Source organism: Paractinoplanes ferrugineus, from assembly GCF_016862195.1.
In the GTDB taxonomy this organism is placed as follows: domain Bacteria; phylum Actinomycetota; class Actinomycetes; order Mycobacteriales; family Micromonosporaceae; genus Actinoplanes; species Actinoplanes ferrugineus.
In genome coordinates, this window is the sequence record NZ_BOMM01000049.1 from 177,289 (window position 1) to 192,014 (window position 14,726).

A 14,726-nucleotide genomic window follows, 5' to 3' on the forward strand; every position below is an offset into this window, starting at 1 on the left:
CGATGTACTGAACCGACGTTCGCCCGACCGCCGGCCGGCCGCCGAGACCTACTAACCGAAGAGCCGAAAACACCGATCTTGGGAAAGTCCCCGACCACCGGGGGTGTACCTACTCGTACCGCAGCTTGTCGGTCCGGGTGACCCAGCCGGCGGCCGGCAGCAGGACGACGACCGTGGTGGCCAGGGCCAGGCCGGCGCCGGCGGCGGCCGGACCGAGGATCGCCGGGGCATCGAACCGGACCGGCACCGCGGACATCCGCATGAGCAGCGCGCCCAGGCCGGCGCCGACCCCGCTCGCCAGCGCGAGACCGCTGAGCACCGGAGCGATCGCCTGGAGCAGGACGGACCAGACCACCGTCGAGCGCCGCGCGCCGATGGCCGCGAGGACGCCGAGCACGCGGCGCCGCTCACCCAGACGGGCCGCCACGTCCAGCAGGAGACCGACCGCCATCATCAGCAGCAGCAGCGCCAGGCCGACGGTGAGCGCGGACCCCAGCGGGGCATAGAAGTCGGTCTCCGGGGCGAGAGAAGTGAACAGGGCCAGCGGATCGATCTCGGCCGCGACGCCGCGAAGCTGCCCGGCCACGGCCGCGGGCTCCTTCGAGGTGAAGATGCCGGTGTCGACGAACTCGGGATCGACGTCGGGCGGCACCGCGGTGGCGGCGGCCGGAGTCAGCAGGACGCTGGGGCCCGCGTTTGCCAGATAGGGGCCGATCAGGGCGGCCCGGCGGGCGTCGTGCGGGACGGCGATCCGCGCGCCCGGGGCCGGATCCGAACCGCCCGCGTCCAGAGTGACCGAGCGGCGCGGACCGCCGGTGGTGAAGGCGTCGCCGTCGGCGCACCGGGACAGGGCGGCGACCTGGCTCAACGCGGCGCAGTCGCCGACGATGACGAACTCGGGCACCGGGTTGCCCGGGTCGTACACGACGTATTGCGCCACGGTGCCCGCGGTCACGCCGCCGACCTGTTCGAACAAGGCGCTGCGGTGGCGCATGGCGGCCGGCGTCTGCCGGCCGGTGAACTGAACGAGGAAGGCCGGGCCGCCGGGATCGTCCGAGTCGACGGCACGATTCGCGGCCGCGGCGAAGAACGTCTGCAGGGCGATCGCTCCGGCGACCGCGACGACGATGCCGGTGACCGCCCGGGTCGACCCGGCCGGGTTGCGGCGCAGCTGCTCGGACGCCAGCTGCCAGGACGCCGGACCGTGCGGCAGCAGCCGGGCGACCGCCGGCACCAGGTACGGCAGGATCGGGATCAGCGACACCAGCAGCAGCAGGACGCCGAGACCGGTCCGGTCCTCGGGCACGTCCGGAAGACCGAGAATCGCCGGGTAGAGCAGCGCCACGCCGGCGACCGGCAGGATGAGCCGCCACCAGAGTCGGCCACGCCAGTGCGCCGCCTGGCGGAAGACGCCCAGCGGTTCGATGCTGACGCCACGGAAACCCAGCACGGCCATCGCGGCCGACAGCGCCAGGACGCCCACCACGGTGGCGAGCGCCAGGACCGGAACCGGACGGACGTCGGCCGGGTAGACGCTGAAGCCGAGCAGGTCGAAAGCGGCGGCCCGCTCGCGCGCCGACAAGTAGAGCGCTACGCCGCCGGCCAGCCCAAATCCGGTCGCCACCAGGCTCTCGCCGAGAGCGATGCGCAGCACCGCCCGATGGTCCGCGCCGATCAGCCGGATGGCGGCGAGCCGACGGTCGCGGCGGTCGGTACCGAACCGCAGCGCGGCGCCGAGGAGGATCACGATCGGCAGCAGCAGGGTGACCAGAACGGTCACCGAGAGGATGTACGGGCCGTCGCCGATCTCTTCGACGGCGGGGTAACCGAATCGGTCCACCCGCCAGGAGCCCTGGCCGAGCCTGTCCCGGACCCGGGGGTAGCCGGCGTAGTACGCCAACTCGCGCGGTCCGGACAGGCCGTCCGGGCCGATCGTGCCGACCACCCGGTAGGGCATCTGCCGGCGCAGCGTGCCGCCGTCCGGGCCCGCGAGGGCGGCCTGCAGAGCGGGTGAGGCGTACATCTGGTGGTCGCCGGGGAAGGCGGGTACGCCGGGCGGTCGTGGCGCGCCGGGAGCGTCCGGCCAGAGCAGACGTCCCCGGATGTCGTCGCCGTGCCACCCGGCCTCCACCGCGGCGACGACGACGGTGCGCCCGGCCGGCCGGTCCTCGCCGGCCGTGTTGTCGCCCCGGGCTTCGGAGCGGGACTGGCGTGCGTCGAGCATGGTCGGGACCGATGCCGCGAGCAGGAGCGCCGCGGTGCCGATGGCGACTGCGGAGGCGACCATCGCGATCCGTACCGCACCGTGGCGGCCGCCGGCGAACGCCAGCCGGAACCCGAGCGCCAGCTCGGTACGCAACCGCCTCACCGGACACCGGCCGGGTCGAAGCTGCGGCCGTCGCGGACCACGATGCCGCGGTCGGCGTACGCCGCGACCCGCGAGTCGTGGGTGACCAGGACGACCGCGGCCCCGGTGTCCCGCGCCGCGTCGTTCAGCAGGTCCATCACCTGCTCCCCGGCGACCGAGTCGAGCGCGCCGGTCGGCTCGTCGGCGAAGATCACCTTCGGGCCGCCGACCAGGGCCCGGGCCACCGCCACCCGCTGCTGCTCGCCGCCGGACAGTTCCCCGGGCCGGGCCGCTGCCTTGTCGGCCAGACCGAGCCGGTCCATCCAGCCGGCGGCCCGGCGCTCGGCGGCGCGCCGGGAGACGCCGTCCAGCCGCAGCGGCAGTGCCACGTTCTGGACCGCGGTCAGCTCCGGCACCAGCTGACCGAACTGGAAGACGAAGCCGAACTCGCGGCGGCGCAGCGCGCTGCGGCGGACGTCGGTCAACTGCGCGAGGTCCTGCCCGGCGTACCGGACAAGACCCGCGCCGGGCCGGGTCAGGCCGGCCGCGCAGTGCAGCAAGGTGGATTTCCCGGAACCGGACGGGCCCATGACCGACACGATCTCGCCGGCCCGGACGGCCAGGTCGGCCGCGGCCAGTGCCACCGTCTTCCCGTACGCCTTGTGCAGTCCCTCGGCGACCAGCAGGGCGCTCATCGGCGCACCTGCCCGGCCAACTCGTGCAGCACCGTCGCGGTGTGTTCCAGCCAGCGCAGGTCGGCGTCCAGATGGAACAACGCGTGGTCGCAGATGATCCGGTCGGCCAGGTCACCGGTGCGCTTGCGCCGGGTCAGCTCGCGCATGGCCTCGAGGTGCTTCTCGCGTTGCACGTCGAGCACGGCGGCCGCGGACCGCCCGGTCAGCAGCGCGGAGATCACCTTCGCGTAGAGGCTGCTCTGCAGGTACTGCTCGGGGTCCTCCGGCTCGTCGAGCCACCGCTGGACGTCGGTGACCCCAGCCTCGGTGATCTTGTAGATCTTCCGGTCGGGACCACCGTCCCCTTCCCCCGGTTCCACCGTGACGAACCCACCGCGCAGCAGTTTCGCCAGAGCCGTGTAGACCTGCCCGTAGGCCACCGGCCGGGACCGGCCGAAGTGCTGATCATAGGCGCGCTTGAGGTCGTACCCGTGTTGCGCCTGCCCTTCCAGCAAAGCCAGGAACGTCGATCTCATCGTCATGGCCGAGCACTATATACACCCATACCTAGTCGTTCGACAGTTCCCGATGTGACGGCCCGGGAATCCGCGGGTATGCAGCCCCGCACGACGGCGGTGAAGGTGGGCCTGTGCGGAGCGAGCATGGCGCTGGCGTCCTACAGCCAGGCGTCACGGCCTACAGCGCTTGCACCTCGTATCTCAGCACCGAATACCACCAGGCCAGCGTCGACGCGAATGCCGCCGCCTGCGTTGAGATCGCGATCGCTCACCCCACCTTGGCGGTGCCAGCGTTCACCCGGCTTTGACCTCGCCGGTCATGGCGCCAACAAAGCCGTTGCCCTGACGACCGACGATCGTGTGCTGTACTTGATCAAAGGCAGAGCGGGAATCAACGGCCCGATCCTGCCGGTGCTGAGCACCGAACAGCGAGACGTACTCAAGTCAGCTGCGCTACGGCTCGCGGCCGGCCAGTCACCACTATTACAGACGCTGCGCCACGAATTGGCACCCGACGAGCCCGCCGCTCGGGAAGCCGCGCGCCTCGCCACCGAACGTCAACGGCAACGTCGTCGGCCCGACAGGATGCCTTCCAACGAAGCATGCCTTTCGTCACCGGACAGCAGGACGGCAGCGCTTACGACGACGAAGTAGCCGCGTAGGAAGCTGAGCGGATGGGCCGGTCCCGACGAAGACGCCCTCGTGCAAAAAGGCAGCTCTCGTGCTGGCGGCGATGGCGCCCGTCACCATCGAGCTAGATGCCCACCTACTCGCCGCCCACCGCCGCCCGACCGTGCAACAACTGAGCGCGCACCTATGCGTCCGCCACCCGGAACGGTTCAAGTCAACCGCTCTGGGCCCAGCCAAAGACACCAACCCACGTGTACGACGCGTGCTGGCCGAAGCTGCAGCGCGCGCCCAAAGCGAGCACCCGAAAGACGTGGACGAGCTGCTGAATGTCCTTGCCTCTGACGTCCGCTACAGCGTCCGCGCGGCGGCACAAACTACGGAGCGTCACCGGAGATGCAAGGCGGTAACGATCATTGGTGGCGAGGGCGGATACTGGCGAGCTTGCCCGCCTGAACACACGGATTTGCCGATGAGCGGATGTGGGTTCTGAGGATCGATGGATTGGTCTGGCTTGTCGGTCTTGCTGCACTACCGACGGCGACCGCGGCTTTAGCCGCCTACGGATTCGACGTCTCCGCGGGTTTCCTGTCAGTCATCGCCGTTATCGTCGAGCGCTGGCGGATCCACTCGTGGATCGTCCGGAGCATCCGGATAGAAGTGAACGGTAGACGACGAATTGCGTTCGGACTCCGCGACGGCGGCGGCGGCTTCCTCAGATGTCATCGAACCGTTGCCTTCCGCCACGAATTCTTCGAATGTCTTGCCGTTTAGCGGAACGCTTTTCAAGGGGTAGAGATTACGTCCCTGACGTGGAGTCGTCGGTTCTGCGGCCGGCCCCTGTCGGCCGTCGGCCGTGCCGTCGTCAGCCGCCGCCGCACTGCTGGTCATGGCCCGGCACAGCGCGACGATCGCCAGTACTGCCACCCAACGCAACCGCACGTTCCACGCCTCCTGCCGCCTGTTTACACAGAGATTGTATGCCCCTCGGTGGTGCCGCTTAGAAGACTGGTGGCTAGTACTATTGGTCAATTATCGGCGGCACCATAGTTGAGCTTCAGCGCCCGATCGTCGTCGCCTGGTACGTCCGAGCAGTAGCGGAACTTATAACAGCTGATACATCGCGCGATGTTGCCATTGTGCCGGTCGATTCCGGCGGGCCCGATGTTATTCATGTTGTCAGATTTTCGTTATCGATGTCAGGCAATCGCCGGACGACAGTCGACTATCCGGATTGCCGCAGATAACACGTAGGCTCAGTTGAACGAGTCGCATGTTGTTGCGGTGACGCGTCCGGCCGAAAAGACGTCTTGAGCGGCGATGGTCAGGTGCGTTTGGCCGGCCTGGGCAGGGTGACCTCCAGTGGCTCTGTGCCGTTGAGCGGGTAGCCGCTGGGCGGCGCGCTATCGCCCGGCTCGAGGACGGGGAAGGTGTCGTCCTGGTCGCCATGTCGCGCGTAGTAGATTCCGCTGACGGCTGCGCCGAACAACTCGCCCGCCCCCGCGCAGCCCGCCGTCAGGTCGTCGATGTCGGCGAGATTGTCGGGATCGGCCGCGATGCGCTCGAAAGACTCGCGTCCCAAGGTGATGACCCACGATCGCCAATCGGTGAACCCGTCGTCGTCGACAGGCCCGCACGCCATGTCGGCCGCGGCGGCATGCCGCCAGCTGTAGAGCCGGGTGCTGGCCGCCACCAGCTGCTGCTGCTGGAATCCGCGTAGCGCATCATCGCCAGCGTCGGCGAAGCGGTCTTCAAGCAACTCGGCCATCGTGGCCGGGTCGCGGGCAGCGTGTTTGCCGGCTCCTTCGATGATCTGCCAGAACGAGTTCTGCTCCGCGTCTCCACGCTTGTTGTTGTGGTCGATGGTGACGCTTGCGGACGGATCGGGCGATCAGCGGCCGAGGAGGACCCGCATCCTGTGAACGCCAGAACCAGCAGCGGCGGCAGCAACCAAAGATCCGTTCTGAGCTGTGGTGACGGTGTGGTTTTGTCGGTGGCTGCCGCTTAAAGAGTCGATGCTCAGCGATGGGTTGAGCTGTTCGAGACGTTGACGGACCCGATCGAGGCACGCTTCGCCCAGCCGGAACCGCGGCGGCGGGTCCGGGACTTCGTGGCCGGACTGTTGGTCGAACCAGCGGTTTTGTTACGCCAGAACAGATTGCGGCAGCCCGGTACAGCGGTCATCACATGAACAGGCAAGGTTTCACCGGCCCTGCCGAAGTGGACGTTTATGCCGAGGCCACTCTCAGCTACGAGAACCGGCAACGCGACCCTGCCTACCGAGCCATCCGTGGCCCGGAACAGGCGATGATCGACTTCGGTGGGTGCTCCGCGCACGGCTGCGCCGCCTACACGGCATACCAGCCAGTACCACCACCGGAAGTCGTTCGCATCCCACGGACCCCCTTCAGGCGCCGTGAACACCAGATCGTTCGGCCGCTTGCCGGCGATCAAACGACCCACCAACTCGGCCACGCTTCTTGGCTCATGCCCGTCGTGCGTTGACCGCACTGGTCATCAAGTGCCCGGTTGTATCGAGGTCAGCAGCCAGCGAGCGAAGCAGCTTGAGTCGTCGAGCTCGGTGTACGACCTGACGGTGACCCGATACGTCTTACTTCGGGCCGGGACGAGCAACCCGGTGTCCGGCTTCCGGCCGCGTCCTCCGTGTTCGGTGAGGACGCCGCCGTACCGTGCCGGGAGAAGCGTCATTGAGTATTCGCCCGAGCCGTCGCAGGCGGCGCCGAAGATGGCCAGCTCACCGGCGGGCGGTACGTTGAGGATATGGCGCTACCTTCCATCCTCGACAGCCATGCCGGCGCCCGACCCGCCAGCGCCTTGTGCCGTCGCGGCTCACTGTCCTGCCGGCATACGGCTCAGGCCGGCACGCTGGACGTCCCCACACCGCGCAGTGCCGCGGCCAAGTTCCGATGCGCGACCGGGTCGTGAGATGCGCCGCGAGGTATTCCTTCTGTCGCATCCTGACGATTCCGCCCCCGTCGAGGAGCTCGCCCGCAGGTTACGAGACGCTGAGTTCGAACCGATGCATCACGGCATGGTCAGGGTGGGCGACTCTCCGCTGGCCGTGGCATCGTCGCTGCTGAGCCGCGGCCTTCCTGTAGTCATCTGCGGTACTCCCCGCGCCGCGGTCTCGAGACTGGTCAAGTCGCTGTCGAACGCCGCGAACACCCGGCCGGGTGCGCAGGTCTTCGTGGTCCAGATGGAACCGGACATGGACCTCGATCATCTGTCGCTGACCAACGCCGTGGCGCCGTACTGGGAGGACCCCGATGCCGCGTTCCTGCGCCTCAAGCGAGCGTTGGACGCGTGTTTCCCGCAGCCGTCGCAGGCTCCCGTGGGGTCTGCTGAGGTTGCTGGTCGGGAGCCGGACGGGCCGGTTGACTTTCTCGAGGCCACCACGGCCGGCGGCTTCAACCGGCGTGCCGTCGATGACTTCATTCAGCGGCTGCGGCCGGCTGTCGCCGCGGCCCAGTTCACTGGTGTGCCCACGCCGCCGGCGCTTCTGCGTGCGGCCGGTGTGATCGTCGGCGATCGGCTGACTCGAACCGGGCTGCTGCTGTTCGGTGCGCGGCCGCGCGATGCGCTGCCATCCGCGGTGGTGCAGTGCACGCAGTTCTACGGGACGGAGCGGACGGCCCGCCGTGACAAGATTCCTGACCTGGACCAGAACATTCAGCGTCAGATCGTCGGTGCGTGGCAGTTCGTCGCTGACCGGGTGAGGGACGGGGAGCAGCCGACCTCGTCGGGTCCATATGCCGAGGCGGTGTATCGATACCCGATGCTTGCGGTGCGCGAGGTGATCGCGAACGCGTTGGTACACCGTGACTATCAGGCGTCAGACATGTGCGTGCACGTGCGGTTGTTTACCGACCGGCTGGAGGTGACCAGTCCGGGCTCCTGGGGGTGGCGGGAGCTTGCCGACAACGAGCCGAAGAGCCTCGCGGACCTGGCAGGGGAGTCTCGACGCCGGAATTTCCGTCTTGCCAGCACTCTGACATGGATCTCCCTGGTCGAGGGCGAAGGCAGCGGCATTCCGACGGCTGTCGATGAGTGCGATCGCGTGGGGGCGCCGCGCCCTGTCGTCGTCGAGCACGATGGTCACGTCACCGTGGTCATCCGACCCATGCCGATCAAGGCGACGTCCCCGATCGTCATCGTGTACGCAGCGCGGGACCGGATCTGGGCCGAGTGGCTGCGCGGCTGGTTAACCGCCGCCGGGCTCCAAACTGTTCTGCACTGTGTGCAGACGTCCACGTCGACGCCCGGCGACTTTGGTCAGGTCTTTGTGGTCTACTCCCGTGATCTTGCAGAACGCATGCTAGACGTGCGCACGATTACGGGCCCGGCAGACGGGTCAGGACCAGGTTCCGCGCCCTCGTTGCCCACGCTGCGCGTCGACGCCTCCTCGCAGCCGGTGTGGGGCAACCCCGTGCTGGACGTTATGGGGGTTGGCGAAACCAGGGCATTGGAGCAGATCTTCGCCGCTCTTGAGGTGCCATTCGACGATCAGCGCGCTCCTGGTGCCTCGGGAACCGGGACCGCGGTCAGCTACCCGAACGACAGGCTGCCCGCCTCGTGGCGAATCTACCTCGTCCGGAATCCACGCTTCATCGGCCGCGCCGCCCTGATGGAACAGATCCGCGATTGGTTCCAGAACGCAGGTGCTGGCGGGGGCCGGATGGCTCTGGTCGGCCTGCCGGGCATCGGAAAAACACAGATCGCGCTCGAGTATGCCTATCGCTTCGGCGCGGCCTACGAGACGGTGTGGTGGATCAACGCCGCGCAACCGGACCGAGTCCGGATGGCTCTGGTCGATCTCGCCCGAACGCTCGAAATACCGGGCGATGACGAGGAACTCGTCGCTGGGGCGCTCGAGGCCTTGCGCCGGGGAGATCGCGTTGGCAGGTGGCTGATCGTGCTCGACAACGCGGACTCACCGCGCGAACTCCACGACCTCTTACCGTTCGGGTCCGGGCACGTCCTGATCACTTCTCGCAACCCCCAGTGGAACGACATCGCGTCGGTCGTCGACGTCGATGTCTTCGACCGGGTCGATAGTGTGGAACTGCTGGGCAGACGTACCGCCGGTGTCTCGCTCGAACGGGCGGACGAGCTCGCCGCCACGCTGGGCGATCTGCCGCTCGCTCTCGAGCAAGCCCGCACTTGGCTATTCGAGACCGCCATGGTCGTCGATGAATATCTCCGCTTGCTGAGCGAGAACACCGCGCGGCTGATGGACGAAGGCGCTCCAGTCGACCATCAGGTGACCTTGTTTTCGACCGTCAGACTCGCCCATCAAGCCTTGCTTCTTCACGATCCGGCCGCTGCCGTGGTTCTGGAGTTGTGCGCTGAGCTCGCGCCGGAACCCATCCCGATCCGGCTGATCCTCGGCCAAGTGCTCACCGACATCCTGGCCTCCATCGATCCTCGGATGCATGACCCCCTGCTGCAACGCACCTTGTATAGCCAGATCGCCCGACACTCGCTAGCTCGGATCGACTCGGAAAACAGCGCCTTGGTGCTACACCGCCTGACCCAGGACATCATCCACTCGAGCATGGACCCGGAACAACGACGAGAGCGGCAAGACCAAGCCCAAGCCATACTGGCAGCAGCGGAACGTGGACACCCAGAAGCTGCCGACAATTGGCCAACCTTCGAGGCATTGCTCCCGCACCTTAGGCCACCCGGGAGCCTCCGGTCAGCGATTCCGGCCGTCCGGAAGCTCGTTCTCGATACGGTGACATACCTGAACTGCAGCGGTCAGCATCTCGCCGCCGGTGACCTCGCACAAGAAGCGCTACGCGAGTGGCTGTCGCGATCCAGCGCTCAGGATCCGACCACAGAACATCTGTATCGTGAGTATCGACGCGCCCAGCGTGCGCAGGGACGTGACGATGACGCGACGTCATTCGAACAGTAAATGGCGGTTGTACGCAAACGACAAGATGGCGAGTCGCCCTAGTACTCCAGCCGCACTTTCAGGCCTGGAGTCTGCGCAGGTAGTGGCTGGTTCCCGCCCAGTATTGATGGCGGCGCCGCCACGACGCCGATCGTGCTATGTAGACTCCCGACCTCGTGTCGGTGGATCTTGTGTCAGGCTGGACGGTGGGCCTGGACGATGTGATGGCCCGCATCGCGGCTCGGTTCGGACGGGTCGAACCACGCCGCCGGGTACGGGGTTACCTGCTCGGCTTGTTGTCGCCTCTGGCCGGCAAGAACGGCGGGACGATCGCCGAAGCGGCCGGCGATGCCACGCCCGACGGCATGCAGCGTCTGCTCAACCGTACCGGTTGGGACGCGGACGCTGTCCGTGATGATCTGCGCGACTACGTCATCGAACACCTCGGCGACGACAACGGCGTGTTAATCGTCGACGAGACCGGATTCCTGAAGAAAGGCGTCAAGTCCGCCGGGGTCCAGCCGCAGTATTCCGGCACGGCCGGCGAATCGAGAACTGCCAGCTCGGGGTGTTTCTCGCCTACGCCAGCAACAAAGGACGAGCCCTGATCGATCGAGAGGGCTACCTGCCACAGCGCTGGAACGACAATCCAGCCCGGCGCGCCGAGGCCGGCATCGACGAGAAGGTGAAGTTCCCGACCAAGCCCGCCCAAGGCCTGGCCATGTCTTGTGAGTTCCTGGCCCAGGGTGTGTTCTTGATTCACGCCAGGACGGGGGCGGAGAGACCCCTGGCTGGATGTCCCGCGGAACGCGCGCTCGGCCTCCGTCGGAAGATTTTTCGGCCGGCGGTAAAGGGATCAAGGCGCTGATGCGTAAGCCAGGTGTGGAACGAGAACGGGCCGACTTCGCGGACTTCTACCAGCGGTCCAGGGACAACTGCCTGCGCGCCGTACTCGGTGGTACGGGCGATCGCGCGCTGGCTGAGGATCTGGTGGCAGAGGCGTTCGCGCGGGCTTGGTCCTCCTGGCCGAAGGTGAGCCGGCATCCGGCGCCGGCGGCGTGGGTGGTGCGCACTGCCCTCAACCTGCGGGTGTCCTGGTGGCGGCGACGCCGACGCGAAGTCGCACTGGACAACCATGACCAGGAACGCCTGGACCGGGACAACGTGGGCACGGACGGCGCTCTGCTGAATGCCGTCCACCGACTGCCCCGGCGGCAACGTGAAGTTGTCGTGTTGCGCATCTGGCTCGACCTGGACACCCAGTCCGTGGCCGATGAGCTGGGAATTTCCGCCTCGACCGTGGCTGTCCATCTGTCTCGCGCCATTGCCACCCTACGGGCGCATCTCACGCCGGTAGCCAGTTAGGGAATCAATCATGAATGACGACGAGGTGCTGAGCGCTGTGCGGAACACCCTGTCCGACGTACACATGGATCGGCCGGTCGAGGTGATCGAGGAGCGCGGCCGGGCCCGGCGGCGCAACCGCACCCTGGCCGGCGCGGTGGCCGGTGGCGGCCTCGCCGTCGCCGCCGCTCTCGCGGTGGTCCTGCCGATGGCCTATCACCAGTCCAAAACGACCACGACGACCACCGAACCGCTCGTGGGCAGTAGCGCCACCGGCAACGCGCCGACGATGACGCAGGCGGCGTTCACGCTGGTCAAACAGGCCAACGGCTCGGTGAAGCTGACCTTGAACCCGAAGAAGCTGCTCGACCCCGCCGCCCTGGAGAAGGCGCTGGCCGGCGCGGGCATCCCGGCCGTGGTCAAGGCCGGCGTCCTCTGCAAGCCGAAGGGCACCGGGTTGCCCGAGGCCGAAGAGGTCTTCGGCATCGACAAGACCGCCGTCACAAGCGACGGATCGCCCGAGTACCGCCTCGTCATCAACGCGGCGAAGATGCCGGAAAACAGCGAGGTCTACTTCAGCGTCTTCGCCATCAAGAAGGGCGACAGCTACAACAAGTTCAGCCGGTACCTGGTCACCAAGGGCGCCCCGATGGCGTGCCGCACCAGGGGCTGACTCCAGCCGCAAACGATGGGCCCGAGTCACGCGAGCGTGGCTCGGGCCCGGTGGGTTCGGGCGCACTGATCGGCTGGGCTACCGCATAGCGGTGGCCGGGGATGATCGAAGGATTCGGGGCAGCGGAAGGTATCCAGCGAGTAGCCGCGCCCGAGCTGCACGCCGACGGTGTCCGGAGACGAGTCCGGGTCCTCCTCCAGCGGGCGCCAGCTGCAATCCGTACCGTTCCCATCGGCCGACGCCGCCGTGAAGGTCAAAATCTTCCCGGTGCCACAAAAAGCCCAATTCATGGGGTACGGGTCGGTAAGTGACCAGTTCGCGAACCCGCCGACCTTCCAGCCCGGCGCGAGTGACAGATCATTCTGACAGTCAGGACGGTCGTCGTCCTCGTCGTCCGGGTCCCACGCGTCGAGCCGGTCGCGCAGGTCGTCCGGGAGCAGATCGGCATATTGATACTCGCGTACCTGTTCGGACTGCACCACGCACGGAACCTTCACCTACCTGTCGCTGATCACCGGCGGCTCGGGCGGCGCTGCGAGCGGCGGGCCGATGGCGGAGCTGTCGCGCCGGTAGAGGGGGACGCGAGGGCTGTAGTGCCGGTCCGAGTGGTCCCCCGGGCACCACAGCACCTGGAGCAGGTCGGGGCCGTCCGGACCGGCATGGTCCCGGGATGTCGCGGGCGTACAGCTGCGCGACCGGGAGCAGCGGGATCGGATCCTACGTACGGGATGCCGGCCCCGGCTTCCCGCCCGAGAGCACGCCCACCTGGCCGGCGCAGGTGTTTCACGGTAGGCCCAACAGCGCACGGATTCCGTGACTGGGGCGGAAGCCGAAAGCGTCGGCGGCGGCGCGGGAGTCGTAGACCCGATCGAGGGTGCGCGGGAGTGGCCAGTTTCGTGCGCGGAACGCCGCGGCGACCTCCGGAAGCCGGGCCGCGATCAGGCCGGCCGCGTCGTCGAGCAGAGCCGGGCAGTCCGTACGAGTGAAGGGGTATGGCCCGGCGATGTTGAACGTGCCGACTGTGGCGGGCTGCTCGGTGAGGCGCGCGACGGCCGTCGCGACATCATCCAGCGCCACGGCTCGGTGCAGGAAGTGGGTGGCCAGCACGGGCAACGGCTCCGGGAAGCAGCGGGCGACGCGCAAGACGACCGACGGTGTGGCCGCCGCGGCGACGAGTCGCTCAGCGGCCAGTTTCGTCTCGTCGTAGATGTCCCGGGGCCGCGGCTCCAGTGCCTCGTCGACCCACACCGCCTGTTCCGCCGGGACCAGGGCGTGCCCGTAGACGCTGGTGCTGCTGATGTACACGACGCGCCGGACACCGATCCGGTCGGCCTCCTCGAGCAGCGCCTCGGTGGCGTCGACGTTGACGGCCCGGAACTCGCGGTCGTCCACCCGGCCGACGTGGGGCGCGTGCAGGGCCGCGGCGTGGACCAGGAGGTCCGACCGCTGGAGCGCGGTACGGCGTACCTCCGAGTGCCGGAGGTCCCCGAGGAGGCCGGTCCACCGGCCGGGCACCCGGTCGACCCCTCGAATGGACCAGCCACCCGAATGAAGGGCGTCCGCGATCGCCGCGCCCACCCGGCCCGAGGTCCCGGTGACCGTCGCGACCCGGGTCGCCGGCAGTTCGATTCGCTTTTCATGCATAGATGATTTTGACCGTTGCGTGGACGACCTCGGTTGTAGACGATCTCTAGAATCTCGCGATAGCCGGTTCCGCGTCCGGGACTTCAGTCGAAGGAGTTGTCACCGATGGCCGATCAGCCGGAGCCGTATCTCGCACCCCGGGTGGACCTGCACACCGATCGCCCGCATCCGGCCCGGGTGTACGACTACCTCCTCGGCGGCAAGGACAACTTCGCCGCCGACCGTGAGGCCGCGCACCGGGGCCTGCAGGCCAATCCGGACAGCCGGATCCCACCCCGGGAGAACCGGCTGTTCCTGGGCCGGGCGGTGCGTTATCTGGCCGAGCAGGGCATCGATCAGTTCCTCGACATCGGCACCGGGATCCCGAGTGCACCGAATGTCCACCATGTCGCCCAGGGGATCAATCCACGATCACGGATCGTCTACGTGGACAACGACCCGATCGTGCTCGCCCACGCCCGCGCGCTGCTGACCAGCCATCCGGACGGCCGGACCGACTACATCGACGCGGACCTGCGCGACGTCGAAACCATCCTGCGCTCGGCCGCGCTGGCCGACACCCTCGACCTGAACCGTCCGGTCGGATTGCTGTTGATCGCGATCCTGCACTTCGTCGGCGACGAGCACGACCCGTGGAGCCTCGTCGACCGGCTCCTGGCCGCGCTGCCGCCCGGCAGCTATCTGGCGTTGTCCCACCTGACCGGCGACTTCCGGCCGGAGGCGTGGGAGCAGGTGGCCGAGGTCTACCGCAAGCAGGGCGTCACCATGAAGGTCCGCTCCAAAGAGCAGATCGAACGCTTCTTCACCGGCCTGGAACTGGTGGAACCCGGACTGCAGATCCTGCCCGCGTGGCGGCCCGACCTCGGCGAGGCCACGGGCCGGCCGGCGCCGTCGGATGCGCAGGTCTCGGTCTATGGCGCGGTCGCCCGCAAACCGTGACCTGACCCCGGCGCACGTGTCCGCGCCGAGACGGATGCTG

At 67.9% G+C, this 14,726-nt stretch carries 12 protein-coding genes and 1 pseudogene; 5 read left to right on the plus strand and 8 right to left on the minus strand.

All coding sequences use genetic code 11. The features are described from left to right. Window positions 1-109: 109 nt before the first annotated feature. From Afe05nite_RS26975 to Afe05nite_RS27000, 6 genes are all read right to left on the minus strand, one after another. The gene (locus Afe05nite_RS26975; protein ID WP_203820006.1) at window positions 110-2,359 is read right to left on the minus strand and encodes an FtsX-like permease family protein; all 2,250 of its coding nucleotides are present in this window, start codon (window positions 2,357-2,359) and stop codon (window positions 110-112) included. 5 nt (window positions 2,360-2,364) lie between these two features. Further along, on the minus strand, window positions 2,365-3,042 hold the full coding sequence (locus tag Afe05nite_RS26980; protein ID WP_203820007.1) for an ABC transporter ATP-binding protein: 678 nt from the start codon (window positions 3,040-3,042) through the stop codon (window positions 2,365-2,367). Next, window positions 3,039-3,563, minus strand: coding sequence for a PadR family transcriptional regulator (locus Afe05nite_RS26985; protein ID WP_203820008.1), 525 nt, complete (start codon window positions 3,561-3,563; stop codon window positions 3,039-3,041). The genes Afe05nite_RS26980 and Afe05nite_RS26985 overlap by 4 nt, the downstream gene beginning before the upstream one ends. A 1,194-nt stretch (window positions 3,564-4,757) precedes the next feature. Beyond that, window positions 4,758-5,093: a hypothetical protein gene (locus tag Afe05nite_RS26990; protein WP_203820009.1), complete on the minus strand. Its 336-nt coding sequence runs from the start codon at window positions 5,091-5,093 to the stop codon at window positions 4,758-4,760. A 397-nt stretch (window positions 5,094-5,490) separates the two neighbouring features. Then, a complete protein-coding gene (locus tag Afe05nite_RS26995; RefSeq protein WP_203820064.1) occupies window positions 5,491-6,030 on the minus strand; it encodes a DUF4240 domain-containing protein in 540 nt (179 codons plus the stop codon). 155 nt (window positions 6,031-6,185) lie between these two features. Continuing rightward, window positions 6,186-6,641 carry a hypothetical protein gene (locus Afe05nite_RS27000; protein WP_203820010.1) on the minus strand — a complete coding sequence of 152 codons (456 nt, stop codon included), beginning with the start codon at window positions 6,639-6,641 and terminating at the stop codon, window positions 6,186-6,188. Window positions 6,642-7,113: 472 nt separating this feature from the next. On the opposite strand from Afe05nite_RS27000, the gene fxsT reads away from it, so the two are divergent. From fxsT to Afe05nite_RS27020, 4 genes and pseudogenes are all read left to right on the plus strand, one after another. Further along, window positions 7,114-10,107: an FxSxx-COOH system tetratricopeptide repeat protein gene (gene fxsT, locus Afe05nite_RS27005; RefSeq protein WP_203820011.1), complete on the plus strand. Its 2,994-nt coding sequence runs from the start codon at window positions 7,114-7,116 to the stop codon at window positions 10,105-10,107. 203 nt (window positions 10,108-10,310) lie between these two features. Further along, window positions 10,311-10,810: pseudogene (locus Afe05nite_RS27010) on the plus strand (IS701 family transposase); the annotation flags it as partial. A 71-nt stretch (window positions 10,811-10,881) separates the two neighbouring features. After that, window positions 10,882-11,451, plus strand: a complete 570-nt coding sequence (locus Afe05nite_RS27015; RefSeq protein WP_239118218.1) for a sigma-70 family RNA polymerase sigma factor — start codon at window positions 10,882-10,884, stop codon at window positions 11,449-11,451. A 10-nt stretch (window positions 11,452-11,461) separates the two neighbouring features. Then, complete coding sequence (locus tag Afe05nite_RS27020) at window positions 11,462-12,103, plus strand: hypothetical protein (RefSeq protein WP_203820013.1); 642 nt, start codon at window positions 11,462-11,464, stop codon at window positions 12,101-12,103. Between the two features lie 26 nt (window positions 12,104-12,129). Here Afe05nite_RS27020 and Afe05nite_RS27025 read toward each other — a convergent pair whose 3' ends face one another. Both Afe05nite_RS27025 and Afe05nite_RS27030 read right to left on the minus strand, forming a co-directional pair. Beyond that, window positions 12,130-12,585 carry a hypothetical protein gene (locus tag Afe05nite_RS27025; RefSeq protein ID WP_203820014.1) on the minus strand — a complete coding sequence of 152 codons (456 nt, stop codon included), beginning with the start codon at window positions 12,583-12,585 and terminating at the stop codon, window positions 12,130-12,132. Between the two features lie 301 nt (window positions 12,586-12,886). Beyond that, window positions 12,887-13,747, minus strand: a complete 861-nt coding sequence (locus Afe05nite_RS27030) for an NAD-dependent epimerase/dehydratase family protein (RefSeq protein ID WP_203820015.1) — start codon at window positions 13,745-13,747, stop codon at window positions 12,887-12,889. Window positions 13,748-13,852: 105 nt separating this feature from the next. Here Afe05nite_RS27030 and Afe05nite_RS27035 point away from each other — a divergent pair, with 105 nt between their 5' ends. Further along, window positions 13,853-14,686 (plus strand): SAM-dependent methyltransferase, encoded by an 834-nt coding sequence (locus Afe05nite_RS27035; protein WP_203820016.1) that lies wholly within the window; start codon window positions 13,853-13,855, stop codon window positions 14,684-14,686. The last annotated feature ends 40 nt before the right edge of the window (window positions 14,687-14,726 follow it).